Annotated in this window: 23 protein-coding genes and 1 pseudogene; 18 read left to right on the top strand and 6 right to left on the bottom strand. The window is 72.5% G+C overall.

Annotated features, from left to right (window positions below; genetic code table 11):
- Positions 1–6 precede the first annotated feature (6 nt).
- Both KME66_RS24935 and KME66_RS24930 read right to left on the bottom strand, forming a co-directional pair.
- Complete coding sequence (locus KME66_RS24935; RefSeq protein WP_073218609.1) at positions 7–465, bottom strand: peroxiredoxin; 459 nt, start codon at positions 463–465, stop codon at positions 7–9.
- A gap of 140 nt (positions 466–605) precedes the next feature.
- Complete coding sequence (locus KME66_RS24930) at positions 606–1043, bottom strand: DUF3052 domain-containing protein (RefSeq protein ID WP_010070596.1); 438 nt, start codon at positions 1041–1043, stop codon at positions 606–608.
- Positions 1044–1555: 512 nt separating this feature from the next.
- Between KME66_RS24930 and aceE the strand changes: the two genes are divergently transcribed.
- Positions 1556–4288: a pyruvate dehydrogenase (acetyl-transferring), homodimeric type gene (gene aceE / locus KME66_RS24925; RefSeq protein ID WP_216326101.1), complete on the top strand. Its 2733-nt coding sequence runs from the start codon at positions 1556–1558 to the stop codon at positions 4286–4288.
- Between the two features lie 110 nt (positions 4289–4398).
- Here aceE and KME66_RS24920 read toward each other — a convergent pair whose 3' ends face one another.
- Complete coding sequence (locus KME66_RS24920; protein ID WP_216326098.1) at positions 4399–4923, bottom strand: peptidase inhibitor family I36 protein; 525 nt, start codon at positions 4921–4923, stop codon at positions 4399–4401.
- Positions 4924–5105: 182 nt separating this feature from the next.
- Positions 5106–6725: an MFS transporter gene (locus KME66_RS24915; RefSeq protein ID WP_216326095.1), complete on the bottom strand. Its 1620-nt coding sequence runs from the start codon at positions 6723–6725 to the stop codon at positions 5106–5108.
- 126 nt (positions 6726–6851) lie between these two features.
- On the opposite strand from KME66_RS24915, the gene KME66_RS24910 reads away from it, so the two are divergent.
- From KME66_RS24910 to KME66_RS24880, 7 genes are all read left to right on the top strand, one after another.
- Positions 6852–7556 (top strand): TetR/AcrR family transcriptional regulator, encoded by a 705-nt coding sequence (locus KME66_RS24910; RefSeq protein ID WP_216326092.1) that lies wholly within the window; start codon positions 6852–6854, stop codon positions 7554–7556.
- An 86-nt stretch (positions 7557–7642) separates the two neighbouring features.
- Complete coding sequence (locus KME66_RS24905; protein WP_216326089.1) at positions 7643–8851, top strand: alpha/beta hydrolase; 1209 nt, start codon at positions 7643–7645, stop codon at positions 8849–8851.
- An 86-nt stretch (positions 8852–8937) separates the two neighbouring features.
- Positions 8938–9906 (top strand): DUF4429 domain-containing protein, encoded by a 969-nt coding sequence (locus KME66_RS24900; RefSeq protein ID WP_216326086.1) that lies wholly within the window; start codon positions 8938–8940, stop codon positions 9904–9906.
- Positions 9907–10306: 400 nt separating this feature from the next.
- Positions 10307–11680, top strand: coding sequence for a sensor histidine kinase (locus KME66_RS24895; protein WP_216326083.1), 1374 nt, complete (start codon positions 10307–10309; stop codon positions 11678–11680).
- Positions 11677–12366, top strand: coding sequence for a response regulator transcription factor (locus KME66_RS24890; protein WP_216326080.1), 690 nt, complete (start codon positions 11677–11679; stop codon positions 12364–12366). The genes KME66_RS24895 and KME66_RS24890 overlap by 4 nt, the downstream gene beginning before the upstream one ends.
- A 175-nt stretch (positions 12367–12541) precedes the next feature.
- On the top strand, positions 12542–13765 hold the full coding sequence (locus tag KME66_RS24885; protein ID WP_253208474.1) for an alpha/beta hydrolase: 1224 nt from the start codon (positions 12542–12544) through the stop codon (positions 13763–13765).
- Positions 13762–14994 carry an acyltransferase gene (locus tag KME66_RS24880; protein WP_216326077.1) on the top strand — a complete coding sequence of 411 codons (1233 nt, stop codon included), beginning with the start codon at positions 13762–13764 and terminating at the stop codon, positions 14992–14994. Before KME66_RS24885 ends, KME66_RS24880 begins: the two co-directional genes overlap by 4 nt.
- Positions 14995–15139: 145 nt before the next feature.
- Here the strand turns inward: KME66_RS24880 and KME66_RS24875 are convergent, their stop codons facing one another.
- The gene (locus tag KME66_RS24875) at positions 15140–16156 is read right to left on the bottom strand and encodes an aldo/keto reductase (RefSeq protein WP_216326063.1); all 1017 of its coding nucleotides are present in this window, start codon (positions 16154–16156) and stop codon (positions 15140–15142) included.
- Positions 16156–16566: a MerR family transcriptional regulator gene (locus KME66_RS24870; protein WP_030708023.1), complete on the bottom strand. Its 411-nt coding sequence runs from the start codon at positions 16564–16566 to the stop codon at positions 16156–16158. Before KME66_RS24870 ends, KME66_RS24875 begins: the two co-directional genes overlap by 1 nt.
- A gap of 169 nt (positions 16567–16735) precedes the next feature.
- Between KME66_RS24870 and KME66_RS24865 the strand changes: the two genes are divergently transcribed.
- From KME66_RS24865 to KME66_RS24815, 10 genes and pseudogenes are all read left to right on the top strand, one after another.
- A complete protein-coding gene (locus KME66_RS24865; protein WP_073218641.1) occupies positions 16736–17029 on the top strand; it encodes a small hydrophilic protein in 294 nt (97 codons plus the stop codon).
- Positions 17019–18500, top strand: a complete 1482-nt coding sequence (locus tag KME66_RS24860) for a cell wall metabolism sensor histidine kinase WalK (protein ID WP_216326060.1) — start codon at positions 17019–17021, stop codon at positions 18498–18500. Before KME66_RS24865 ends, KME66_RS24860 begins: the two co-directional genes overlap by 11 nt.
- Positions 18500–19159, top strand: a complete 660-nt coding sequence (locus KME66_RS24855; protein ID WP_216326056.1) for a response regulator transcription factor — start codon at positions 18500–18502, stop codon at positions 19157–19159. Before KME66_RS24860 ends, KME66_RS24855 begins: the two co-directional genes overlap by 1 nt.
- Before the next feature lie 229 nt (positions 19160–19388).
- Positions 19389–20822, top strand: coding sequence for an SLC13 family permease (locus KME66_RS24850; RefSeq protein ID WP_216326053.1), 1434 nt, complete (start codon positions 19389–19391; stop codon positions 20820–20822).
- Positions 20819–22042, top strand: coding sequence for a glycerate kinase (locus KME66_RS24845; RefSeq protein WP_216326050.1), 1224 nt, complete (start codon positions 20819–20821; stop codon positions 22040–22042). Before KME66_RS24850 ends, KME66_RS24845 begins: the two co-directional genes overlap by 4 nt.
- A gap of 252 nt (positions 22043–22294) precedes the next feature.
- Complete coding sequence (locus KME66_RS24840) at positions 22295–23107, top strand: serine hydrolase (protein ID WP_073218651.1); 813 nt, start codon at positions 22295–22297, stop codon at positions 23105–23107.
- 55 nt (positions 23108–23162) lie between these two features.
- Positions 23163–23305: pseudogene (locus tag KME66_RS24835) on the top strand (XRE family transcriptional regulator); the annotation flags it as partial.
- A 514-nt stretch (positions 23306–23819) separates the two neighbouring features.
- A complete protein-coding gene (locus tag KME66_RS24825) occupies positions 23820–24236 on the top strand; it encodes a hypothetical protein (RefSeq protein ID WP_216326048.1) in 417 nt (138 codons plus the stop codon).
- 110 nt (positions 24237–24346) lie between these two features.
- Entirely contained in the window at positions 24347–25078 is a 732-nt protein-coding gene (locus KME66_RS24820; protein WP_216326046.1) for a DinB family protein, read from the top strand.
- A gap of 258 nt (positions 25079–25336) precedes the next feature.
- Positions 25337–26779: an FG-GAP-like repeat-containing protein gene (locus tag KME66_RS24815; RefSeq protein WP_178378947.1), complete on the top strand. Its 1443-nt coding sequence runs from the start codon at positions 25337–25339 to the stop codon at positions 26777–26779.
- Positions 26780–26842: the final 63 nt, after the last annotated feature.

Genomic DNA, 26842 nt, shown 5'->3' with positions numbered 1-26842 from the left:
ATCGTCTCAGAGCGCTTCGAGCGCCTTGACGTAGTCCTTCAGGTCACGGGCGTCCGGGAGGCCGTTGACGACGCTCCAGCGGACGGCGCCCTCCTTGTCGATGACGAAGGTGCCGCGCACCGCGCAGCCCTTGTCCTCGTCGAAGACCCCGTAGGCCCGCGAGGTCTCCCCGTGCGGCCAGAAGTCGGACAGCAGCGGGTACTCGAGACCCTCCTGCTCGGCGAAGACGCGCAGGGTGTGGATGGAGTCGTTGGAGACGGCGAGAAGCTGGGTGCTCTCGTTCTCGAAGCGGGGCAGCTCGTCGCGGAGCGCGCACAGCTCCCCGGTGCAGACGCCGGTGAAGGCGAACGGGTAGAACACCAGCACCACGTTCTTCTCACCGCGGAACTCCGACAGCCGCACGGTCCTGCCGTGGTTGTCCTTGAGCTGGAAGTCCGGGGCCTGGCTGCCGACCTCGATCGTCATGGAACACGCATCCCTTCTCCGCTTCCCGGGCGGGGGCCGTCCGGGTGGCTCCCACCCTACGCAGCCCGCTCGCGGGCGTACGAAGGCCCTCACGGGTGCGTCTGCGCCCGTGAGGGCCCCGGGGTGGTACGGAGAGCGGTTCAGCGCTTGGCCTTGGCCCCCTTGGGAGTGGCCAGACGGCTGCCCGTCCAGTCCTTGCCCGCGCTGATGCTCTTGGTCTGGGCGAGCCCGGCCGTCTGGGCGGCCTCATTGATGTCGCTCGGTTCGACGTATCCGTCACGGCCGGTCTTCGGCGTCATCAGCCAGACCATCCCGCCGTCCTCGATCAGACCGATGGCATCCACCAGCGCGTCCGTAAGGTCGCCGTCCTCGTCACGGAACCAGAGCAGGACGACGTCTGCGACGTCGTCGTAGTCCTCGTCGACGAGTTCCTGGCCGGTCGTGGCCTCAATGCCCTCACGGAGCTCCAGCTCGACGTCGTCGTCGTAGCCGATCTCCTGGACCACCTGTCCGGGCTCGAACCCCAGGCGTGCCGCCGGGTTGGTCCGCTCCTCCGCGTGGTCCGCGGTCGCGCTCACGGGTTGCCTCCTGATCATGTCTTCGGAAAATGCTCAGCCACGCGCGTGCGCGGGGCGTAGGCCGTAGTCCACACGGGCCCGGCGAATCGCGCAAGTACCCAGCGTGCGAGACCGCCTATACGGTGACGTTCCCTGCCACGTCACCGCAAGTTCCGGCATGTCTCTCCGGCGGCTTCCCGGGGCCTGCCCCGGATCGCTCCATCCGTTTACGTCCTTCCTCAGCTTATGCGGTTTCGCTCCGCCAATAGGAGTCGAACAGCCTTTGGGAACACTTGGACGCCTTGGGCGTAAGGTTGCGGTTTGCCCGTACCCAGCCGCGTACTGCCCACACTCGTGCCCCGTGGACGAGTTTTTCGAACCGAGGGGTTACCCCTCGGTAGAGATGACGTTCGGGCCCTCGCGGTAGCACGATGGAGTCGGCGCGCACAGAGTTGACAGAGTTGTCAGAGCTGTCTGGGGGCACGTTCCCCGCAACAGCCCCGTAGAGCACCACCGAACAGCGAAGGAACAGTGTGGCTTCCGGATCAGATCGCAACCCGATCATCATTGGCGGCCTTCCGAGCCAGGTCCCGGATTTCGATCCCGAGGAGACCCGGGAATGGCTCGACTCCCTCGACGCCGCCGTCGACGAGCGCGGCCGTGAGCGGGCCCGCTATCTGATGCTCCGGCTCATCGAGCGCGCGCGGGAGAAGCGTGTCGCCGTGCCGGAGATGCGCAGCACGGACTACGTGAACACGATCGCCACGAAGGACGAGCCGTTCTTCCCGGGCGACGAGGAGATCGAGCGCAAGGTCCTCAACGCGACCCGCTGGAACGCCGCCGTGATGGTCTCGCGCGCCCAGCGTCCCGGGATCGGCGTCGGCGGGCACATCGCCACGTTCGCCTCCTCCGCCTCGCTGTACGACGTGGGCTTCAACCACTTCTTCCGGGGCAAGGACCAGGGCGACGGCGGTGACCAGATCTTCTTCCAGGGGCACGCGTCCCCGGGGATCTACGCCCGCGCGTTCCTGCTGGACCGGCTGAGCGAGGCGCAGCTCGACGCGTTCCGCCAGGAGAAGTCGAAGGCTCCGAACGGGCTGTCCAGCTATCCGCACCCGCGGCTGATGCCGGACTTCTGGGAGTTCCCGACCGTCTCGATGGGCCTCGGCCCGCTCGGTGCGATCTACCAGGCCCGGATGAACCGCTACATGGAGGCGCGCGGGATCGCCGACACCTCCGCGTCGCACGTCTGGGCCTATCTGGGCGACGGCGAGATGGACGAGCCTGAGTCGCTGGGCCAGCTCTCCATCGCGGCCCGCGAGGGCCTGGACAACCTGACCTTCGTCGTCAACTGCAACCTCCAGCGGCTCGACGGCCCGGTGCGCGGCAACGGCAAGATCATCCAGGAGCTGGAGTCGCAGTTCCGGGGCGCCGGCTGGAACGTCATCAAGCTGGTCTGGGACCGCTCCTGGGACCCGCTGCTGGCGCAGGACCGCACGGGCATCCTGGTCAACAAGCTGAACACCACGCCGGACGGGCAGTTCCAGACGTACGCCACGGAGACCGGCGCGTACATCCGCGAGCACTTCTTCGGCGACGACCCACGGCTGCGGGACATGGTCAAGGACATGTCCGACCAGCAGATCCTGCACCTGGGCCGCGGCGGTCACGACCACCGCAAGGTGTACGCGGCCTACGCGGCGGCCAAGGCCCACAAGGGCCAGCCGACGGTCATCCTGGCGCAGACGGTCAAGGGCTGGACGCTGGGGCCGAACTTCGAGGGCCGCAACGCGACCCACCAGATGAAGAAGCTCACGGTCGAGGACCTCAAGCGCTTCCGGGACCGCCTGCACATCCCGATCACGGACAAGCAGCTGGACGAGGGCTACCCGCCCTACTACCACCCGGGCCGCGACTCGGAGGAGATCCAGTACATGCACGACCGCCGGCAGAGTCTGGGCGGTTACGTCCCGACCCGGGTGGTCCGTGCGAAGCCGCTGCCGCAGCCCGCGGACAAGACGTACGCGGCCGCGAAGAAGGGCTCGGGTTCGCAGTCGATCGCCACCACCATGGCGTTCGTCCGCATCCTGAAGGACCTCATGCGGGACAAGGAGATCGGCAAGCGGTTCGTGCTGATCGCCCCCGACGAGTACCGCACCTTCGGCATGGACGCTTTCTTCCCGAGTGCGAAGATCTACAACCCGCTGGGCCAGCAGTACGAGGCGGTCGACCGGGAGCTGCTGCTCGCGTACAAGGAGTCCCCCACGGGCCAGATGCTGCACGACGGCATCTCGGAGGCGGGCTGCACGGCCTCGCTGATCGCGGCCGGTTCGGCGTACGCCACGCACGGCGAGCCGCTGATCCCGGTCTACGTCTTCTACTCGATGTTCGGGTTCCAGCGGACCGGCGACCAGTTCTGGCAGATGGCCGACCAGCTCTCGCGCGGCTTCGTGCTGGGTGCGACCGCCGGCCGCACCACGCTGACCGGTGAGGGCCTCCAGCACGCGGACGGCCACTCGCAGCTGCTCGCCTCGACGAACCCGGCCTGTGTCGCGTACGACCCGGCCTTCGGGTTCGAGATCGCGCACATCATGCAGGACGGGCTGCGCCGGATGTACGGCGAGGCGAACGAGGACGTCTTCTACTACCTCACCGTCTACAACGAGCCGATCCAGCACCCGGCCGAGCCGGAGGACGTGGACGTCGAGGGCATCCTCAAGGGCATCCACCGCTTCTCCACCGGCGAGAAGGGGGAGATCCCGGCCCAGATCATGGCGTCCGGCGTGGCGGTCCCCTGGGCCCTGGAGGCGCAGAGGATCCTCGCGGACGAGTGGAACGTCAAGGCGGACGTCTGGTCGGCGACCTCCTGGAACGAGCTGCGCCGCGACGCGGTGGACGTGGAGCGCCACAACCTCCTGCACCCGGAGGAGGAGCAGCGCGTCCCGTACGTGACCAGGAAGCTCGAAGGGGCCCAGGGCCCGTTCGTGGCGGTCTCGGACTGGATGCGTTCGGTGCCCGACCAGATCGCGCGCTGGGTGCCGGGCGCCTACCAGTCGCTGGGCGCGGACGGCTTCGGCTTCGCGGACACGCGGGGTGCGGCCCGCCGGTTCTTCCACATCGACGCGCAGTCGATCGTGCTGGCGGTACTGACCGAGCTGGCCAAGGAGGGCAAGGTCGACCGGTCGGCCCTGAAGAAGGCCCTCGACCGTTACGAGCTCCTGGACGTGGCCGCGGCCGATCCGGGCGCGGCGGGCGGCGACGCGTAGGGCGGTCGTCCGGAAACGGGCTCTCCGGGGCGGTGACGCGCTCGCGTCACCGCCCCTTCGCGTGGGCCCTGCACACGGGCCCTTCACGTGGCCTCCTCGCGTGTCGCGGCTCAGTTCTCCCAGATCTTGAAGGCACGGACCTGGTACGGCGACCGGGGCGTCCAGGTGCCCCCGCCCGGGTACGTCTCGAACTCCCCGGTCTCCGCGCACTCGGCGGACTGGTAGGTGGTGACGGGCCGCCCGGTGCGGTTGGCGAGGGACTGGGCGTCGCCGCCCCGGGGCAGCGGGACGCAGCTCTCGATGTCGGTGTCGGCGAGCTCGAAGGTGTGGCGGGCCCCGGTGAAGTCGGGCTTCTTCCAGAGGCAGAGCCGGCCCGCCTCGCAGGCTCCGAGAGCGACGCCCCGGGGCCGCTCGGGGACCGAGGCCGCCCCGTCCCGGGTCACCGCCGCCCGGTCCTGGGGCGCTGCCGCCCGGTCCTGGGGCGCTGCCGCCCGGTCCTGGGGCGCTGCCGCCCGGTCCTGGGGTGCTGCCGCCCGGTCCTGGGCCAGGGCCTGGGGAACGACTGCGGAGAAGGCCAGAACGGCCGTGAGGACAGCCGTACGCGTCAGGTTCGTGCGGCCGGGATTCGTACGCATGCTGGATCAACCCCCGTGGTTGGTCGGTGTTGTGCTTGCGGTGCTCACTCTGCGTCACCGGACCAGGGGTCCGGAAGAGGGTCGGGGGCGCTCCACCCTGATAGGCGACAGCCCCGCCGAAAGGATTCGGCGGGGCTGTGACCTGCGCTGTGTTGACGGTCCGTGCCGTCGTGCGGGGTGCCTCAGATGTGACCGACGCCTGCGCCCGCCTCGGCGTTCTCGCCGCGCTTGGTGAGGGTGGCGACGAGGGCGGCGACGACCGCGACACTGCCCGCGACGGTGAAGGCCAGGCCCATGCCGGACATGAAGGTGTCGTGGATGACCCCGCCGATGCGGTCGACGATGTCCGGCGTCATGCCGGGGGCCTGGGAGAGCGCGTCGGCCGGGACCATGCCGAACTCCGCGGCCTCCTCCAGCTTCGGGTCGGGGGAGCCGGGCAGGCCCGCACCGGCCCAGTTGTCCGCGAAGTCGGCACTGACCTTGGAGGACATGACGGCGCCGAGGACGGCGGTGCCGAGCGCGCCGCCGACCTGCATGGCCGACTGCTGGAGACCGCCGGCCACACCGGACAGCTCCATGGGGGCGTTGCCGACGATGACCTCGGTGGCACCGACCATGACCGGGGCGAGCCCGCAGCCGAGCAGGGCGAACCAGAGGGACATGGTCAGGGTGCCGGTGGACTCGGTGAGCGTGGTCATGCCGAACATCGCGGTGGCCGTGCAGACCATGCCGCCGACCAGCGGGACGCGCGGGCCGAACTTGGTGATCAGCAGGCCGGCGACCGGCGAGGAGACGATCATCATGGCGGTCAGCGGCAGCAGGTGCAGACCGCTGTCGACCGGGCTGAGTCCGTGGACACCCTGGAGGAAGAACGTCACGAAGAAGAGGCCGCCCATGAAGGCGAAGGCCATCAGCGTCATGAGGACGACACCGGCCGTCAACGGGATGGAGCGGAACATCCCCAGCGGGACGAGCGGCTCGCGGACGCGGTTCTCCCAGCGGCCGAAGGCGATGAAGAGCGCGACGGCGGAGGCCAGCCAGGCCCAGGTCCGCGCGTCGCCCCAGCCCCAGGACTCACCGGCCTTGATGATGCCCCAGATGAGGGCGAACATCGCGCCGGAGAGCAGGATGATGCCGAGGATGTCGAAGGAGCGCGGCGCGTTGGCGGCACGGTGGTCCTTGAGGATCACCAGGCCGAAGGCGAGCGCCACGATGCCGACCGGCACGTTGATGAAGAAGACCGACTGCCAGCTGACGTGCTCGACGAGCAGACCGCCGGCGATCGGGCCGCCCGCGGTGGACGCCCCGATGACCATGCCCCAGATGCCGATCGCCATGTTCAGCTTCTCGGCGGGGAAGGTGGCGCGCAGCAGACCGAGCGCGGCCGGCATGAGCAGGGCGCCGAAGAGGCCCTGGAGCACACGGAAGAGGATGACCAGGGAGATCTCCGTGGAGAGGCCGATGGCGCCGGAGGCGAGGGCGAAGCCCGCGATGCCGACGAGGAAGGTCTGACGGTGGCCGAAGCGGTCGCCCAGCTTGCCCGCGGTGATCAGGGCGACGGCGAGAGCGAGGAGATAGCCGTTGGTGATCCACTGGACGTCGGCGAGCGAGGCGCCGAGGTCACGCTGGATCGCGGGGTTCGCGATGGCGACGATGGTGCCGTCGAGGGCGACCATCATGACGCCGATGGCGACGGCGAAGAGGGTCAGCCAGGGGTGGCCGCGAAGCCCCTTGGCCGGGGCGGGTCCGGCGTTGTCCTCGGGCTCCCGCGGCGCCTTCTCGACAGTGGTCTGACTAGTCATACACCGAGACTAGTGACAGTCTCTGACAGTTGACAATCCGATTCACAAGTCAGTAACTGTCACGTAGCTCACAGGTCACTCACAGGTATGGTGAGCTGGACAAACACGGAAAAGAGGGACCTGTACGTGACCGACGGGCAGACAGTCGAGCCCCGACCCGGACTGCGCGAACGCAAGAAGCAGCGCACCCGGGACGCCTTGTTGCGCGCCGCCCTCGAACTGTTCACCACCCAGGGGTACGAACGCACCACCGTCGACGAGATCGTCGACGCGGTGGAGGTCTCCCAGCGCACCTTCTTCCGCTACTTCGCGAGCAAGGAGGACCCCACCTTCGCCGTGCAGGAGGTGGTCGAGACCCGTTTCGCCGAGGAGCTGCGCCGGCGCCCCGCGCACGAAGCGCCCTTCGAGGCCATGCGCCGGGCGGTGCTGTGCGCGTGGGGGAGCATCGGCGAGGCGATCGAGGAGGTCATCACCGTCGACCTCCACATGCGGACCTACCAGATGATCGAGTCGACCCCCTCCCTGCTCGCCGCCCACATCCGGCGCAACATCGCCCTGGAGAACCAGACCGCCCGGCTGATCGCGGAGCGCGAGGGGCTGGACGTGGAGCGGGATCCCCGCCCTCGGGTGGCGGTCGCCGCGTTCTCCGGGGTGATGCGGGTGACCGGCCAGCTGTGGGGGCAGGCAGGCGATCCGAGCGTGGAGGCGCTGCGGGATCTGACCGAGGAGTATCTCGACCAGCTCGTCCCGGCCCTCGCCCGCGACTGGCGGGAGCGCCAGGACCTGCCGCCAGTCGAGCTACGGCCGCGGGGCGTCGGTGACCCTCCGTGATGAACCCGGGGTGAATCCTTCGCGGACGGGTGATGTGGCTCACCTGGATCACGGTCGCCGCCGCGCGTCTCCTAGGGTGTGCCGGAGTGACTTCCTTCGACACCTCCCCCACGTTGACCGCATGGCGCGCGCTGCTCGCTGTAGCGGTGGTGTTCGTGATGCTGGGGACGACGGGCTGGAGCGCCGTACGTGATCAGCAGGCCGGCGGGGAGCGCGAGCTGGCGCTCGCCGCCTGGGCGCGGGACCGGATAGCGGGCCATGCGCTGCCGGAGGCCGACGCCTCCGCCTACCGGCTCGGCCACTTCTTCGCCACGCTCACCTCGGGTCAGCGGTTCGCGCTCGCGGACAAGTACCCGTCCGTGGTGGGGAACCTGAACGGCGCGCCGGTCACCCTGCGCTACCACGCCAACCGGGTGGCCCTCGGACGGGCGATGGCCGCGGAGAAGGCGCGGGCGCACGACGAGAGGCTGTCACCGGACGGGCGTGAGGAGGCTCGGGCCCGCTTCCACCGGTTCCGGTCGCTGCTCAGGGGCGACCGGCAGATCCTGGCGTTCGACCCGTCCGGGAAGGGCCGGGCGGCCGAGGTGTTCGGCGATCTCGACCGGGCGGCCCGGGTCAGTGTCGTCGTCCCGGGCGTCGACACCCATCTGCTGACCCTGGAACGCAGCAAGCGCCGCTACGCGGCCCCCGTCGGGATGGCCGAGTCGCTGTACGGGGCGGAGCGCTCGGCCTCGCCCGGCACCCGTACGGCGGTCATCGCGTGGGCCGACTACACCGCCCCGGCCGGTCTCGGCGTGGACGCGGCGCTGGGCGGACTGGCGTCCGACGGCGCGGTGCGGCTGAACGCGATGGTCGGCGCGCTGCCCGGCACCTCCAAGGTCTCGCTGTTCTGCCACAGCTACGGCTCCGTGGTGTGCGGGGTGGCCGCGCACCGGACCCCCGGCCGGGTGGCCGACATCGCGGTCGCGGGCAGCCCCGGGATGCGGGCCGCCGACGCCGGCCAGCTGGAGACCGGCGCCCGGATCTGGGCGACGCGGGACGGGGACGACTGGATCGGGGACGTGCCGCACCTGGAGTTCGGCGGGATCGGCCACGGGGCCGACCCGGTCGACCCCGCGTTCGGTGCGCGGATCGTCTCGGCGGCCGGGGCCGCCGGGCACAGCGGCTACTTCGAACCGGGCACCGAGAGCCTCGACAACTTCGCCGCGATCGGCGTCGGAGCGTACGGATCGGTCAGCTGTGCGAGCACCGACAGCACATGCCACCGTGGTATTTCCGGCGAGCGGGACGGCTGACGCGCGTAGAGAACCGTGCCGGGCCGAAAAATTCGGACGTACTTCGAGGGGGGACGTGCGGGACTGTGCCGCATACGATGTGGCACATGGGTGATGTGCTGGCCGGAATTCATGCCACCTGGGAGTTCGACGCCGACTCCGTGCTCATCCGCTTCGAACGGGGCATCCGCACACCGAAGCTCTTCCAGAGCCTGCGGGAACGCCGCATCCCGTATGCGGCGCTGTCATCGGTGACGCTGACCCCCGGCAAGCGGAGCACGGTGGTTCTGCGTGCCGTGCCGAGGGCGGGGGCCGATCCTCTGGTGGAGGCTGCCTCCGGGCAGCTCAAGGAGGGATGCGACCCCTATCGCCTGGTGCTTCCGGCGGAGCGGGAGGTACTCGCCGAGTACTACGCGGACGAGCTGCGGGCCTTGCTGGACCCGGCGTCCGACGAGCCCGCCGACCGCTTCCTGGTGGCGGCCCCCGAGGCCCCGATGAACTTCAAGGCCTACGACGGCCGGGCCGGCTTCGACGGTGAGCGGGTCTCCTTCCGGTGGTCCTGGACCGGAGCCTCCAGCGCCAAGTGGAAAGCCGGCGACCAGACGTTCAAAGTGAGCGAGTTGGCCGGAATCGTATGGCGCTCGCCCGAGGCGCTCGACGGCTATCTGCGCCTGCTGCCCCGCGCGACGGCCCCGGTGGACCACCGCACGGGCGGCAGCCTGGGCGATCTGCACGGCCCCGGCGGCTCCGGGAGCGTGGACGGCACGGGCGCCGTCGGGGTGCCCGCCGCGGCTCCGGCCACCCGGGCCGCCGACCAGGATCCGGCCGCCGTGCTGTTCGGCCTGGGCTACGGGCCGGTGCACGAATCGCTGCCCTTCGCCGCCGCCGTCCTGGAGTCCGTACGCCGTACGCAGCCCGCGCCGGCCGCTTCCGCCCCGGTCCTGGTGAACGCCGGGCGGCGCGACCCGGCGGACATCGCCGAGCGGATACACCACCTCGGCGAGCTGCACCGGGCCGGACTGGTGACGGACGCCGAGTACACCGCGAAGAAGGCCCAGTTGCTCGCGGAGCTGTGACCGGGGCAGGGCTCGCGGCATACGCCACGGCCCTCGCCGTGGCCAGGACCGTGGCAGGGCCGGGGCGGGGCCGGGGCGGGGCCGGGGCGGGGCCGGGGCCGACGCCCACGCCGGGACCGTGGGCCGCTCGCCGGGCCGTGGCTCCGCACCCCCTACCGGAGTACCAGGCGGTGCAGCCGGGTCGGAACCCCGGTATGACGCCCGAGGGGCTTTCGCCTGCCTAAGGGCTGTCCCGTAATCCTTGCCGGATCAGCGCGCGGCGTCAGATGCGGTGCATCGCAAGGCGGAGGGACGTCCGCATACTGGATGTATTCGGGCGTTCCGACAACGCGGCGAGGCGCCGTAGCTGTCGTCGTGCGCCCGGCAGGGATTGCGGGACAGCCCTTAGGCTGACCGGGCCATGGCCACTTCTCCCTCTCCTTCCCCCGCCGGGCCCCCGCCGCCCGCCGACGGCCTGCTCAGCGCCGCCCGCCGCAATCTGCGCGAGCTGGCCCACGGGCTGTCCCACCCCTCCCATCCGTCCACGCCGCTGCTGGCGGGCGCGCCGAAGCCGTGGCAGCGCCTGCTGCCGTACGTCGTGGTGCTCTCCCTGGCCGCGACCTTCATCCCGATCACCATCACCGTCCTCGCCTCGGAGTACGGCGTGCCGGGCGCGCTGGCCGGGGCGCTCGGCGTGGCTCAGTCGGCTCCGTTGCTGATGCTCGCCCACCGGCCCCTCCAGGCGTGGTGGATCATCTTCCCGGCCGACATCCTGAGCGCGCTGGTGCTGCTGGCCCACGGCCCCGGGCAGCACGACAGCTGGCCGTGGCCCCCGCCGACCCTGATCGCCTGCCTTTTCCTGCTGCTGGCCCTCGGCCTGCGCGAGACCCGGCGGACCGTCGTCGCGGTGTGGGCGGTGACGGCCGCGGCGGGGGCGGTCCTGCACCTGGTCGCGCCCTCGGACCGGAACACCGGAAGCGCCCTGCTGCTGCCGATCCTCGGCGCGGTGGTGCTGGTGATCGGCGCGGCGGTACGGGAGCGGGGCGAGGCGACCCGCCGGCTGGCCGAACAGGAGACGATCAGCGAGGCGGAGCGGGCCCGGCGCACACTGCTGGAGGAACGGACGCGGATCGCCCGTGAGCTGCACGACGTGGTCGCGCACCACATGTCGGTGATCACCGTCCAGGCGGACTCCGCGCCGTACCGGATCTCCGGTCTCCCGGAGCCCGCGCGGGAGGAGTTCGCCTCCATCGCGGCGGCCGCGCGGGAGTCGCTCGGCGAGATGCGGCGGCTGCTGTCGGTGCTGCGCAGCGACAGCGGCGGGGGCGACCGGGCGCCGCAGCCGGGCCTGGACCGGCTCCAGCAGCTGGTGGAGGCGACGGTGCGGGCGGGGCTGCCGGTGGAGCTGTCGCTCGCCGCGGATCCGGGCGAGGTGCCGTCGGCGGTGGATCTGTCGGCGTACCGGATCGTGCAGGAGGCACTGGCCAACGTGGTGCGGCACGCGCCGGGTGCGCGCACCCGGGTCTCGGTCCGGCCGTCGGCGGGCCATCTCCACGTGCTGGTCGTCAACGGGCCCGCGCCGAAGCCCGCTTCGCCGCTGGAGACCGCCGGGACCGGGCACGGACTGGTGGGGATGCGCGAGCGCGTACGGTTGACCGGCGGCACGCTGGACACCGGGCCGCTGCCCGACGGCGGGTTCCGGGTCGCCGCCCGGATGCCGCTGAACCCGGCGGACTCCTCCGCCGCTCCCCCGCCCGACTCCCCTTCCGTACCCCCTGCTCCGGAGGATCTGTGACCATCCGCGTGATCATCGTCGACGACCAGGCCATGGTGCGGGCCGGGTTCGCGGCGCTGCTGGCGGCTCAGAGCGACATCGACGTGGTGGGCGAGGCGGCGGACGGCCGTCAGGGCGTGCACGTCAGCCGCAACCAGCGTCCCGACGTGGTCCTGATGGATGTGCGGATGCCGGAGATGGACGGACTGGCCGCCGCACGCGAGCTGTTGAACCCGCCGGCGGGGGTGGTGCACCGGCCGAAGGTCCTGATGCTGACGACGTTCGACGTGGACGACTACGTCTACGAGGCACTGCGCGCCGGAGCGTCCGGGTTCCTGCTGAAGGACGCACCGCCCGCCGATCTGATCGCGGCGGTACGGGTGGTGGCGGCCGGGGACGCGCTGCTCGCGCCCTCGGTGACCCGGCGGCTGATCGCGGACTTCGCGGCGCAGCGGCCCGCCGGGGCGACGCGCACCGGGCAGGCGCTCCGGCTCAACGGGCTGACCCCGCGCGAGAGCGAGGTGCTGGAGCTGATCGCCCGGGGGCTGTCGAACCGGGAGATCGCCGGGCGCCTGGTGCTGGCCGAGCAGACCGTGAAGACGCACATCGGGCGGGTGCTGGCCAAGCTGGACCTGCGGGACCGGGCACAGGCGGTCATCTTCGCGTACGAGTCGGGGCTGGTGACGCCGGGGGACGCGGGGGCGTAGCGACCGGGCGGGGCCCGGCCCGTCGGCGCCGGGTGCGGGGCCGCCGCGGGTCCTCCACCCCCTACTCCGGTATCACTCCGTGGTTGGCTCCCCGGTGTGACGTCGCGTCACCCGCCCTCTTCCTACCGTCCTCCCGGTCGCACCGGTCGGTGCGGATCCGGAGAGGGAGGGCACGATGCGCCGATACGCGAGGACCCTGGTCGCGTTCGTACTGGCCGCCGGCGTGGCGGCGGGGACCACCGGCTGGGTTTCGGGCAACGCGCAGCAGGCGCTGACCGGGCCTCCGCCCGGCAGTGCCCAGTGGCGGGCCGACCGGGTGCTGGGCGCGGAGCTGCCCGACCCGGAGCACACGGCACCTGCCGGTGTCGCACGCTTCTTCGCGCGGTTGAGCACCGCCGAACAGCACCTGCTGCTGGTCCGGCATCCGTCCGTCGTCGGGAATCTCGACGGGGCGCCGCTGGAGCTGCGCTACCGCGCCAACTCCCTTGCCCTGGCGGCCGAGGACGACCCCCGCTACCGTTCGCTCGCCGCCCCCGGCCGGCAGATCCTCGCGTTCGACCCGCGCGGGCGCGGCCAGGTCGCCGAGGTCTTCGGGGACCTGCGCACCGCGCGCCGCGTCTCCGTGGTGGTGCCCGGGTCCGACAACGACGCCGGGACCTTCGACCGGAGGGTCGCCGCGCACGGGGCCCCGCCCGGGATGGCCAGGACCCTGCACACGGCGGCCGGTCCGGGGACGGCCGTCGTCGCATGGGTCGGCTACACCACTCCGGTGGGCGTCGGCATCGACGCGGCCACCGGCAGCCTCGCGGAGGCGGGCGCCGGGCGGCTGACCCGGTTCGCGCAGGGGCTGAGGGCGGACGGGCTGCCCGAGCCCGCCGTGTTCTGCCACAGCTACGGCTCCGTCGTCTGCGGGATCGCCGCACACCGCCTCCCCGCCACCGACCTGGTGGTCCTCGGCTCCCCCGGCATGCGGGCGGACGATGCCGCGGGGCTGCGGACGAAGGCCCGGGTGTGGGCGGCCAAGGACCCGACCGACTGGATCGACCACGTGCCGAACGTGCGCTTCGCGGGGCTGGGCCACGGCACGGACCCGACCGACCCGGCGTTCGGCGCCCGCCGCGTACCGGCGGACGAGGCCCGGGGGCATGCCGGCTACTTCGCGCCGGGGACGGATTCGCTGCGGACCTTCGCCGCCATCGCCCGGGGCACGGCCCCACCGGAAGGCGCCCGGTCCCCGGCGGACGCACAGGCTCCGGCGAACGCGCAGCCCCCGGCCGGCGCACAGGTTTCAGCGAACGCGACGGTCCCGGCCGGCGCACTGGCTTCAGCGAACGCGACGGTCCCGGCCGGCGCACAGGCTTCCGCGAACGCGACGGTCCCGGAAGGGGCGGCCCGATGAACGCCGTACGGGAGAACGCGCGGCGGCTCGCCGCCCGTATCGACACCGCCACCCCCGCCCACCGTGACCGTGCCGTCGACGGCCTGCGCGCCCTGGCCCTGCTCGCCGTGCCGCTCGGTCACTGGATGCTGGGCGGGTTCCGGCTGGACGCCGACGGCCTGCACAACGCGAGCCCGCTGGCCGCGTTCGGCGCGCTCGCCCCCGCGAGCTGGGTGCTCCAGATGCTGGGGATCTTCTTCCTGGTCGGCGGGTACGCCTCGGTCCTCTCCTACCGCCGCCGGGCCTCGACGACGGCAGCCTGGCTGGGCGGCCGGCTGGCCCGCCTCGGCCGGCCGGTCCTCGGGGTGAGCGCCGTGTGGGCGGTGCTGCTCGCGGCGCTCTCCGCGCTGGGCGTCCCGGGTGACACGCTGCGTACGGGGGCGACGCTGGTGATCCAGCCGCTCTGGTTCGTCGGCGTGTACACCGTGGTCACCGCTCTCACCCCGGTCTGCGTCACGTCGGCGCGCGGACTCGGCGGCTGGGCGGCGCTCCCGCTGACGGCCTTCGTCGCCGTCGTGGACTTCCTGCGCTACGGGCCGTACGCGGAGGCGATGCCCTCCTGGCTCGGCGTGCTCAACGTCCTGCCCGGCTGGCTGTTCGCGTATCAGCTCGGCGTGTCCTGGGGCGAGGGCCGGATCGGGAGGCGCGGGGCCCGGCTGCTGCTGACCGGTGGCGCCGTGCTGTTCGCCGTGCTGCTGCTGGTCTTCCACTACCCGGCGTCGATGGTCGGGGTGCCGGGTGAGGCACGGACGAACTCGCATCCGCCGTCGCTGCTGGTCGTGGCGTTGGCGGCGGCCCAGAGCGGGGCGGCGATCCTGCTGCGCGACCGGCTCGGGCGGCTGCTGCGCAGGCCGCTGCTCTGGGCTCCGGTGGTGGTGATCAACCTGTCGGCGATGACGATCCTGTGCTGGCACCAGAGCGCGATGCTGGCCGCCGCCGTACCGGCCTCGCTCGCGGGGGCCGGTGGCACGGCGGTGGCGGGGCTGACGACGGCGCCGGACACGGTGGGCTGGATTCTCGCCCGGACGGCGTGGCTGCCGGTGTTCACCGGGCTGCTGGTGCTGACCGCCCGGTACGCGCGCCGCTTCGAGGCCCCGTGGGAATCGGGCACCCGCGCCGCGAACGCCCGCCGCGCGCTGGCCGGGGTGCTCGCGGCGGGGTTCGCGGTGTTCGCGCTGGGGCTGGCGTGAGGGGACGGCGGTGTGGCCCGGGGAGGATCGCTCGGTCGTGCTCAGCCACCACGGCCCTCGTGAACCCCGCGAACCCCGTGATTCCCATGAGCTCATGAACGGTATGGACTTCATGAGCCAGGCGATCACCGCGTACGCCTCCGGGCTACTCCTCCCGCGCCGCCGACGTACTGCTCATGTCCGGGTAGCGGTCCCCCGCCACCCGGCCCGCGATCGGCTCCAGCGCGGCCAGTTCGTCCGCCGTGAGGGTCAGCCGGGTCGCCGCGACGTTCTCCAGGAGGCGGCCGCGCTTACGGGTGCCGGGGATCGGGACCACGTTCAGGCCGTGGACCCCGGCGCGCTGCTGGACCCAGGCGAGGGCCACCTGTGCGGCCGTCGCCCCGTGCGCGGCGGCGATCGTGTGGACGGGCTCCAGCAGGGCCGCGTTCGTCCGGGCGTTGTCGCCGGTGAACCGGGGCTGGTGCTTGCGGAAGTCGCCCTCGGACAGGTCCTTGCCCGCGTCGGTGAACGCCCCGGTGAGGAAGCCCCGGCCGAGCGGGGAGTACGGGACGAGGGTGACGCCCAGGTCGGCCGCCGCGCCGACGGCGCTCTTCTCGACGTCCCGGCTGAAGAGGGACCACTCCGACTGGAGGGCGGCGATCGGGTGCACCGCGTGCGCCTCGCGCAGTTCGGGGCCGGTCACCTCGCTCAGCCCGAGCTGCCTGACCTTGCCCTGCTGGACCAGCTCCGCCAGTGCGCCGACCGATTCGGCGAACGGGACGGCCGGGTCGCGGCGGTGCATGTAGTAGAGGTCGATGACGTCGGTGTTCAGCCGGCGCAGGCTCGCCTCGACGGCGGTACGGATGTACGCGGGGTCGTTGCTGATGCCCCGGTAGTGGGGGTCGTCGGTGCGGACGAGGGCGAACTTGGTGGCGAGGGTGATCTCGTCCCGGTGGGCCCCGACGAACGGGGCGAGGAACTCCTCGTTGGCCCCGCGCCCGTAGGCGTCGGCGGTGTCGAAGAGCGTGACTCCGGCCTCCAGGGCGGCGTCGAGGGTGTCGCGGGCGGCGCGTTCGTCGGTGTCGCCGTAGAACTCGCTCATGCCCATGCAGCCGAGGCCCTGGACGCCGACCTGCGGTCCGCCCGCTCCCAGCTCGACGGTGGCGATCGTGTCAACAGTCATCAGGCACTGTGCCTCTCCGGCGCCCGGCGGGCGCCCGCATAGAAATCGATCTTGTGGTCGAGGACGGCGAGGGTGTCGTGGAGCTCCGCGATCCGCGAGATCACATCGCGGCGGGTCGCCTCCAGCAGTTCCTGCCGTGCCTCGAAGGTGGACTCCCCCTCGCGCAGCAGCTCGGCGTACCGCACCATGTCGGCGACGGGCATTCCGGTCAGCCGCAGCTTGCCGACGAAGGCCAACCAGTCGAGGTCGCGGTTGCTGAAGCGGCGCTGGCCGGTGTGCGACCGGTCGACGTGCGGCATCAGGCCGATGCGCTCGTACCAGCGCAGGGTGTGCGCGGTGAGTCCGGTGAAGGCGACGACCTCGCTGATCGAGTAGCTGTCCTGGCCCGCGGGGCGGGGGTGCTCCGTCATGTGTTCCACGCTAGATCCTTGGAGTGCACTCGAAGCAAGCGGAACGGGGGCCGACGCCCCGGACCCCACCGACCGGACGCGCCCTGCCCCTATGTCTCCTTTGTCCAAGATGAAGGAATGTTCATCCTCGCTTCATGTTCGTACCGCCCGGGACCGTCAGGGTGAACGCATGGCTTTCTCACCTCGTCTGGCGGCCCTGGCAGCCGTCGTCGCCGTGCCGCTGGGCATAGCGGCCACCAGCTATGCCATGACCGACACCTCGGAAGCACCGAAGGTGCCGCCCACCGTCCACCTGGAGGAGAGCCCTCGCCCCACACCGTCGCCGGACGGTGCCGCCTCCCCGGGCGGCTTCCCGGCGCCGAGCGGCTCCGCCGCCCCGACCCGTACCCCGGACAGCTCCGTCGTCCCGGGCCCCTCCGCGGCCGACGACGACGATGACGACGACTTCGGTGATGACGGTTAGCCGGTCGCCCCTGGGGTTCTGGAGGATCTCCGCCCGGGTGAGGATCCTGCTGTGGCTGCTGGTCGTGATGGCTCTCGCGCTGGGCGCGGTCGCCGTCACCGTCCGCTCGATCCTCCAGCGGGACGTGGACCACCGCATCAGCCAACTGCTCACGCAGGAGACCGGCGAGTTCGCGAACTTCGTTCCGCAGGGGGTGGACCCGGACACCGGCGGCCGGTTCGCCACCGCCGACCGGCTGCTTCGCGTCTATCTGCAACGCCAGTACGCCGACCCGGACGAGGAGCTGCTGGGGCTGACCGGCCCGGCCGGCGACCGGCCCGACGTCATCCGGCAGCGCCGCGATCTGCCCCGGGGCATCGCCCTGTGGCAGGACACCGGCTCCCTCACCCGCATCCGCGCCTCCGAGGACTCCTTCGGCACTCTGGAGCGCCCTCAGGGCGACGTGCGCTGGGCGAAGGTCGAGATCGGGCCGTCCGCGGGCGGGCGGCCCGGGGCGTTCGTCGTCGCCTTCCACCCGGAGCGCGAACGGGCCGTCGCGGACAGGACGTTCTGGATGCTGCTCGCCCTGTCCGGGGTCGCCCTGCTGATGACGACCGGGATCGGCTGGGCCGTCGCCGGGCGTATCCTCGCGCCCGTCCGGCTCGTGCGGACGACGGCGGCGGAGCTGACCGAGCAGGACCTGACCCGGCGGATTCCCGTGGAGGGCCGGGACGACATCGCGGCCCTCGCCGAGACGTTCAACGCGATGCTGGACCGGCTGGAGCGGGCGTTCGCCGCGCAGCGGGTCTTCGTCGACGACGCCGGGCACGAACTGCGCACCCCGATCACCATCGTCCGGGGCCACCTGGAGCTGATGGGCGACGATCCGGCGGACCGGGAGGAGACGGTGCGGCTGGTCACGGACGAGCTGGACCGGATGAGCCGGATCGTGGAGGACCTGCTGCTGCTCGCGGGGGCCGAGCGCCCCGACTTCGTCACCCCCGAGCCCGTCCAGCTCGCGGAGCTGACCGCCGACGTGTTCGTGAAGGTGCGGACGCTCGGCGAGCGGGAGTGGGTGCTCGACGGGGTCGCGGACCGCGAAGTGCGCCTGGACGCGCAGCGGATGACGCAGGCGATGGTCCAGCTGGCGCAGAACGCCGTCCAGCACACCGCGCCCGGCGGGCGCATCCGGATCGGCTCGCGGGCCGTCGGCTCCCGGGCCGAGGCGGGACGGGACCGGGCGGGCCGGGCCGAGGCCGACCTCGTCGAGCTGTACGTCGCCGACCACGGGCCCGGCATTCCGCCCCAGGACGCCGAGGTCATCTTCGAGCGGTTCCGCCGGGGCACGTCGCGGCGCGGCACCCGCACCAGCGGGGCCGGTCTCGGCCTCGCCATCGTCAGAGCCATCGCGGAGGGCCACCACGGCCACGTCGAACTCCGCCCGACCGAGGGCGGCGGAGCCACCTTCGTACTCACCCTGGAGACCGGCTGATGAACCGCGTCCTGATCGCGGAGGACGAGGAGCGCATCGCCTCGTTCGTCCAGAAGGGCCTGCGCGCCAACGGCTTCACCACGGTCGTCGCCGAGGACGGCGACCTGGCGCTCGGTCACGCGCTGACCGGCGGGTTCGACCTGATGGTGCTCGACATCGGACTGCCGGGCCGGGACGGGTTCACCGTGCTGCGTGAACTGCGCGAGGCACGCGTCACGCTGCCGGTGATCGTGCTCACCGCCCGCGACTCGGTCCGGGACACGGTGGCGGGCCTGGAGGGCGGGGCCGACGACTGGATGACGAAGCCGTTCCGCTTCGAGGAGCTGCTCGCCCGGGTACGGCTGCGGCAACGCACCGCCGCCCGCGCCCCGGAGGTCACCCTGCTGCGCAGCGGCAGCCTCGCCCTGGACCTGCGGACGCGCCGGGCCCGCGCGGAGGACCGGACGGTGGACCTGACCGCGCGCGAGTTCGTGCTGCTGGAGATGTTCCTGCGCCACCCGGGCCAGGTGCTGTCGCGCGAGCAGATCCTGTCGCACGTGTGGGGGTACGACTTCGACCCCGGCTCCAACATCGTGGACGTGTATGTCCGGTCACTGCGCCGGAAGTTGGGGGCCGAACGGCTGGAGACGGTACGGGGCATGGGGTACCGGCTGCCGTAACGGACCGGGCCCCGGCGTGCGCGTGCGGGGCCGCCCCGGTCGTCCGGCGGCGGTCCGGCCGGAGGAAGGGAACACCGGCGAGCGGTCCGGGCCCCGGCGTCCGTGTGCGGGGCTGCTCCGCCCCCGGCGGCGGTCCGCCCCGAGGGCCCGAGCACCGGAGCACCGGAGATGAAGGGTCCTTCACGGGCGGCTCATCGAGCGCTCACCCCGCCTTCCGAGGCTGTACAGCGTGCCTCTCCCTCTCCGGCAGACCGTCGGCCTCTGCGCCGTCCTCGGGCTCTGCGCTCTCCTCGCCGTCCCCGGCGCCACCCCCGGCCTCGGCGCCGACGGGCGGCTCTCGCTCGCCGTCTTCGCCCTGGCCACCGCCGCCTGGATCGCCACCCCGGTGGACGACGCCTACATCGCGCTCGGCGCGGGCCTGGCGCTGACGGTGACGGGGGTGATCAGCAGCGAGACCCTGTTCGCCACCCTGGGAGACGAGACGGTCTGGCTGCTGATCTGCGCTTTCGTCCTCGCCGCCGCCGTGACCCGGACCGGTCTCGCGGGCCGGGCCGCCGTCTTCCTCGTCGGCGGGGCCAGGACCGTACGCCAACTGGTGCACCTCACCACGGCCGGTCTCGTCGTCACCGCGTTCGCCGTGCCGGCCACGTCGGGGCGGGCCGCGCTCGCCCTTCCGGTGTTCCTGGCCCTGGCGGCCGCACTCCGTGAGCGCGGGCGTCTCGTCGTCATGCTGGCGCTGCTCTTCCCCACCGTCATCCTGCTGTCCGCCGTCGCGACGCTGATCGGGGCGGGCGCGCACCTGATCACGGTCGGGGTGCTGTGGGAGCAGACCGGGGAGCGGCTGGGCTTCGTCCCTTGGCTGGTCCTCGGGCTGCCGCTGGCCGTCGTCTCGTCCCATCTCGCCGCCGAGCTTGTGCTGTTGACGACGACCCGGCGGGCCGACCGCAAGGGTCCGGTCACGATCACGGCGGGACAGATCCAGGAGCACTCCGGGACGGCCGTCGAGGGCCCGTTCACGCTGGCGGAGTCCCGGTGCCTGCTGCTCCTGGCGACCGTCGTCCTGCTGTGGTGCAGCGAGCCGCTGCACGGGGTGTCACCCGCCGTGGTCGCGCTGATCGGCGCGCTGGTGGCGACCTCTCCGGCGCTGGGCACGGTCCGCTTCAAGGACGGCCTGCGATCGGTTCCCTGGCCGCTGCTGCTGTTCATGGCCGCCACGATGGCGATGGGCGTCGCGCTCTCCGACTCGGGTGCGGCCGGCTGGCTGGTGGGGTGGATCCCCCTGGGGGCGTCCACGCCCCCGTGGCTGTTCCTGGCCGGCGTGGTCGTCGTCAGCACGGCCGCCCATCTGGCGCTCCAGTCGCGCTCCGCCCGCTCCTCCGTCCTCGTCCCGCTGGTGGTCGCGGCGGCGGTCGGGGCCGGGGTCAACCCGGTGACGGCGGCGCTTGCGTCGACGGCCGCCGCCGGTTTCTGCCACACCCTGCCGTCCTCGGCGAAGCCGGTCGCGCTCTTCGCGGACGTGCCCGGCACCCCCACGTACACCCCGCGCGACCTGCTGCGGCTGTCCGCCCTCCTCGCGCCGCTCACGGCGGCCCTCGTCCTCGCCTTCGCGCTCGTCGTCTGGCCGCTGCTCGGCGTGCCCGTCCTCCTGGAGACCCAGCCATGACCCGTCCCGTCCGTCCCGCTCACCGCATCGCCATCGCCCCCAGCGGGTTCAAGGAGTCCCTGTCGGCCGCCCGGGTCGCGGAGGCCATCGCCACCGGGGTACGCCGGGTGCTCCCCGACGCCGATCTCGACCTCATCCCTCTCGTGGACGGCGGCGAGGGGACGGCGGAGGCGCTGGCCCTGGCCGGCGGCGGCCGCCTGGTGCCGTGCACGGCGACGGGCCCCGTGGGCGAGCCGGTCGCCTCGCACTTCGCGCTGCTGGGCGGACCCGGCCCGCTGACCGCCGTCGTGGAGATGGCGGCCGTCGCGGGCCTCGCCCTGGTCCCGCCGGACCGCCGCCATCCGGGCGCGACGACGACGTACGGTGTCGGCGAGCTGATCCGGGCGGCCCTGGATACCGGGGCGCGGCGCATCCTCGTCGGCTGCGGCGACTCCGGTACGTCGGACGGGGGCGCGGGCGCGCTCCGGGCGCTCGGGGCCCGGCTGACCGACCGGCACGGCCGTGAACTCCGGCCGGGTGGAGGTGCGTTGCACGAACTGGAGCGCATCGATCCGTCCGGCCTCGACCCCAGGCTGGCCGACGCCGGACTGCTGGTCGCCTGCAACCCGTACAACGTGCTGTGCGGGAAGCGCGGCGTGGCCCGGGTGTTCGGGCCGCAGAAGGGGGCGACCCCGGCGGAGGTGGAGCTGCTCTCGGCGGGCCTGGAGCGGCTGGCCGCCGTCCTCACCCGGGATGTGTCCCCGGCTTTCGCCCCGCCGCCCGGGGCCCCGGCCCCCGATCTGCGTACGGCACCCGGTACGGGCGCTTCCGGCGGCCTCGGGGCCGGGCTGGCGGCCGTGGGCGCCCGCCTCCTCCCCCGTTACGACGTCCTGCTCGACGGTCTCGACCTGGACGCCCGCCTGGCCCGCGCCGACTTCGTGATCACGGCGGAGGGGGCGCTGGACCACCAGACCGTGCGCGGGAAGATCCCGGCGGAGGTGGCGCGGCGGGCCAGGGCGGCGGGGGTGCCGGTCCTGGTGCTGGCGGGGACGATCGGGCCGGGGGCGCAGGACGTGCGGGCGGTGGGCGTGGACGCGTACAGCGCGATCCTGCCCGCGCCGATGACGCTGGTGGAGGCGATCGGCCGGAGCGGCGAGTTCCTGGCGGACGCGACGGAACGGGCGATGCGGATCATGGCGCTGGGAACCCGGCTGGCACCACTGGAGCCGCTGGCCGCGTGATGCCCCGCGGCCCGGGGGGCGCGGCGCAGGCCGCCCCGGGGCCTCGGCTCCCCGCAGGCCGCCCCGGGGCAGGCACAGAGCCGCGCCCCCGGCCACCCGGGGCCCCGACCGGACCGCCCGGCCCCTGGGCACCCCGGGACCCCGACCCGACCGCCCTCCCCCGGGCACCCCGGGACCTCCGCCGGACCACTCTGCCCCGGGCGCCCAGGGGCCCGGGGCGGGCTGCCGGGTGCGGCCGTTAGGCTCGGACGCATGGAGAGCCTGCGCATCATCGACACCTGGCCGGTCACGACGGCGGCGGCCGCCGTCGTCCGGGCGGACGGCACGGTCCTCGGCACGCACGGGCCGACCGGACACCGCTTCCCCCTCGCCTCGGTCACCAAGCCGCTCGCGGCCTACGCGGCGCTGGTGGCGTACGAGGAGGGGGCCGTCGAGCTGGACGAGCCGGCCGGGCCCGAGGGCTCCACGGTCCGCCACCTGCTCGCCCACACCAGCGGCCTCGCCTTCGACGAACACCGGGTGACGGCCCCGCCCGGCAACCGGCGCCTGTACTCCAACGCGGGCTTCGAGGTGCTGGGCGACCACATCGCGAAGGCGTCCGGCATCCCGTTCGCGGAGTACCTGCGCCAGGCGGTCCTGGAACCCCTGGCCATGACCTCCACGACCCTGGACGGCTCCCCGGCCCGCGACGGCGTCTCGACGGTGGACGACCTGGTCCGCTTCGCCGCCGAGGTGCAGGCCCCGCGCCTCCTCGACCCGCGTACGGTCCTGGAGGCCCAGAGCGTCGTGCACCCGGGCCTCAAGGGCGTCCTGCCCGGCTACGGCCACCAGAACCCGAACGACTGGGGCCTCGGCTTCGAGATCCGCGACTCCAAGTCCCCGCACTGGACGGGGAACACGTCCTCCCCCGCCACCTTCGGGCACTTCGGCCAGTCGGGCACGTTCCTGTGGATCGACCCGGTGGCGGGCGTCGCCTGCGTCGCCCTGACCGACCGCGCCTTCGGCCCGTGGGCGGCGGAGGCGTGGACCCCGTTCACGGACGCGGTTCTGGCCGAGCTGCCCTGAACCCGGCGGCCGCCCCGCTCGGGCGTGGTCAGGCACGCGAACCAGACGGTCTCCCGGCCAGATCGAGACGACGAAGAAGATCCCCACCCACGACTCCTCCGGGACGGGACGTTCTCCCGCCCGGTTGGCCTGGTGCAGGGGAGCCAACTGCCCACACGGTTCGAGCCGTACGCGGAGATGGAGGCGAAGGCCGCGTTCGGCGGGTCGCTCCTGGACCACTTCACCGGATCGTCGGACCGGGCCGTCGCACGGATCGAAGAGATCGTCCGGCAGCGCAGGGGCCCGCGCACCGAAGAGCAGTCACGGCGGACCATCACCGTCTCCTGGATTGCCGACTTCTGTCTCCTCGCCACCATCGGCGTCGCCGTTGCGGCTCTCCTGGCGTCCGGCTGACCCGACCCCACGCAGCGAGCCCCGTCTCGCCTGCCCCCGTGCCGAGTTCACGCCAGTATCCGGTTGCCCGCGCTTCGGCCCTGACTCAACTTCTCTCCTGGCCCCGGGGTGGTGGTCCACCACCATGAACCTCGGGCAGGCCGTGGTCCTCGCGTTCACCACCGCCGTCCTCAACGCCGGTCCGGCGGCCCGGGCGGGCCGGCTCGGCGGTTGCGCGATCGCCTTCACGCTCCTGCTTTGCCGGCCCTGCTGGTCGCCGTCCTGGCCGTCCGTGCCCGGATGGACTGAGCCGCGCGGTGCGCTGCTAGATTCGTCCGCCATGCGATCACGAGAGTACGACCTCGAATTCCGGGCGCGATCAACCCGTATACGTGACGCGGGAACCGGCCTGCTGATCCTGGCCGGCCTGCTCTGGGGCTGGTGCGCGATTCTGCTGACGACCGAGTACTCGATCGAGACACGCACCGGCTTCGAGAGGGAGTGCTCGGCGCGCCTGTTCACCGACGGCGGCACCGCCAACGAGGGGGTTCAAGCGGGGGATTACTGCGCGAACGAACGCGACTGGCCCGAGGCCTTGGCCGTCCTCGGGCTCTCGGTCCCGGTGGCGCTCGTGGGAACGGCGCTGTTCACGACCGGCAGTGTGAGTCTGCGTCTGAGCGGGCACGCCCAGGCGATGCGTGAGCTGGACCGGCTGGCGGAGAAGTACAAGCGGGAGTCCCAGCAGTCCGAGGGGTGACCTGACGCCCCGGGGGCCTCCGGGAATTCGGTCGCGTCGCACGGAGCGAGCCGTTACCTTCCCTCCGGACGCCGGGGACCGCCCGCGGCTTCACGACGAGGGAGCTGCTGATGAGCGGCCAGGGTCCGCGGACCGACCGACTGGGCATCCTGATCGACCAGTTCGATCAGGCACGGGAGATGGCGGACGTCCGGCTGCGGGGCCTCGGGGACGAGGAGTACCTGTGGGAGCCCGCGCCCGGAAGCTGGTCGATCCGGCGCCGGGAGGAGGCGGTCACGCCCCGGGCGTACGGGCCCGGCGACTGGGTCATGGACAAGGGCGCACCGGAGATTCCCGCGAGCGAGTACGCGGAGGTCGCGCGGCAGGCGGCGGACGGGATGTCCGTCGCGAAGATCGCCGAGGACTGGAGCGTCAGCGTCGCACGGGTCGAGGAGGTCCTCGCCTTCACCGGTGAGCCGGAGCCCGACGTCGTACCGGTCACCACCATCGCGTGGCGGCTGGGGCATCTGCACTCCGACTTCGCGGGCCGCTGGGAGTGGACCTTCGGCGAACGGCGGCAGGACCCGCACCTGCTGGTCGACTTCACCCCGTCCGCCTCGCTCGCGCTGGAGCGGTTCCGGGCGACGCTCGACCGCCATCGCGCGAGCATGGGCACGCTGACCGAGGAGCAGCTCGACACGGTCGGCCTCTCGCAGTATCCGTACGGCTCCGACCCCGACGACGCGTACGTCGGCACCCTGGCCAACGCCAATCTGGAGCTCATTCATCACATGGCCGAGATCGCGCTCCTCCGCGACCTGTGGCGGGCCCGTCGCGCCGGTCGGCCGAGCCCGTACGCGTAAAAGGGACATGGTTGTAGTGACATAGTCCACACGGTCCGCCGTGAAATTTGCCCGTTGTTCCTGATCTTGGCCGGACGGAGCCGGTCAAGCCGTGTTTGAATCCGGTCACTTACGGGCTTTCGTCCTCAGTCGGCGAGGGCCCCGGACATTCATTCCATGGGGGTAAACGTCGTGCCTCGTTCGCACAGACGCACATTCTGGACCGTCGGCGCAGCTGTCGCCGCAACCGTGGCGGGGAGTTTCGTCTCCTCGCCCGCCATGGCCCTGCAGGGGGCGCCGGCCGACGCGGCCGTCTTCGGGCACACCGCGAGGATCGTCGTCGGACCCTCCGACCGCTCCTGCACGGGAACGCTCGTGGATCCGCGGTGGGTGCTCTCCGCCGCGAGCTGCTTCACCGACGCCACGGGCGTGGTCCAGCCGGGCAAGCCCAAGGTCACGACCACCGTGACGGTCGGGCGCACCGACCTGACGCAGACCACGGGCGGGGCCGTCCGTACCGCCGTCGAGCTCGTCCCGCACGCCGACCGTGACCTGGTCCTGGTGAAGCTGGGCGTGGGCGTCGCGGGTGTGCAGCCGATCGCCCTGGCCGCCACCCCGGCGACGGCCGACGAGAACGTGACCGCGGCCGGGTTCGGCCGGACGAGGACGACCTGGATGCCCGACCGGCTGCACACCGGGTCGTTCACCGCGAACGGCGACGCCTCGGCGGACATCGCGCTGACGGCGGTCGGCGACGCGGTCATCTGCCAGGGGGACGCCGGCGGCCCGGTCCTGCGCGAGAGCGGCGGCCGGCAGGAACTGCTCGCCGTCACCAGCAGGTCCTGGATGGGCGGTTGCACCGGTACGCCGGCCACCGAGACCCGTACGGGCGCCGTCGCGACCCGCGTGGACGACGTACGCGCCTGGATCACGGACACCACCGCCGCCGTCCCGGGCGACCTGACCGGCGACAACAAGCCCGACCTGGTCGCGGTGGACAACACCGGCAAGCTGTACCTCTACCCGGGCACCGGCACCGGCGCCCTCGGCTCGCGGATCCAGATCGGCACCGGCGGCTGGTCGGGTGCCGCGGTGACGCACCGCGGCGACTGGACCGGGGACGCCATGGAGGACGTCGTCGCCATCGTGGGCGGCGAACTGCGCGTCTACCCCAACCGGGGCACCGGCACGCTGGGTTCCCCGGTCAAGCTACTCACCGGGCTGCCCACCGACTCGAAGCTGGTGAGCGCCGGGGACGTCGACCGGGACGGGCACCCCGACCTGGTCGTCCAGCACAGCAACAAGCTGTACCTGTACAAGGGGAAGTCCGCGCCCACGCCGACCGTCGCCGCCCCGGTGGTCATCGGCACGAGCGGCTGGGACGTGATGGACCTGTCGGCTCCCGGCGACGCCGACAAGGACGGCCGGGTCGACCTGCTGGCCCGGGACAGGCGTGACGGCATCCTGTACATCTACCTCGGCCTGTCGAACAACACGTTCGGCAGCCGGACCGAGTACGGCCACGGCTACACCGTCTCCCACCGCCCCCTGATCGCGGGCGCGGCCGACGCGGACCGCAACGGCGTCGCCGACATGTGGACCACCGCGGGCGACGGCACCCTGAAGTTCTACAAGGGCGCGAGCTCGATCCACGGCCCGGTGGACGGCCCGAGCATCCAGGTCGGCACCGGCGGCTGGGGCAGCATCAAGTCCATCAGCTGACCCCGGCCGACCCTGGAGCAACTGAGGCCCCGCCCCCGCCCCCGGGCGGCCGGGGGCGGGGCC

Origin of the sequence: Streptomyces sp. YPW6, from assembly GCF_018866325.1 — a bacterium.
In the GTDB taxonomy this organism is placed as follows: domain Bacteria; phylum Actinomycetota; class Actinomycetes; order Streptomycetales; family Streptomycetaceae; genus Streptomyces.
Note: the sequence above shows the minus strand (reverse complement) of the source record. Positions and strands in the feature narration are given on the sequence as shown.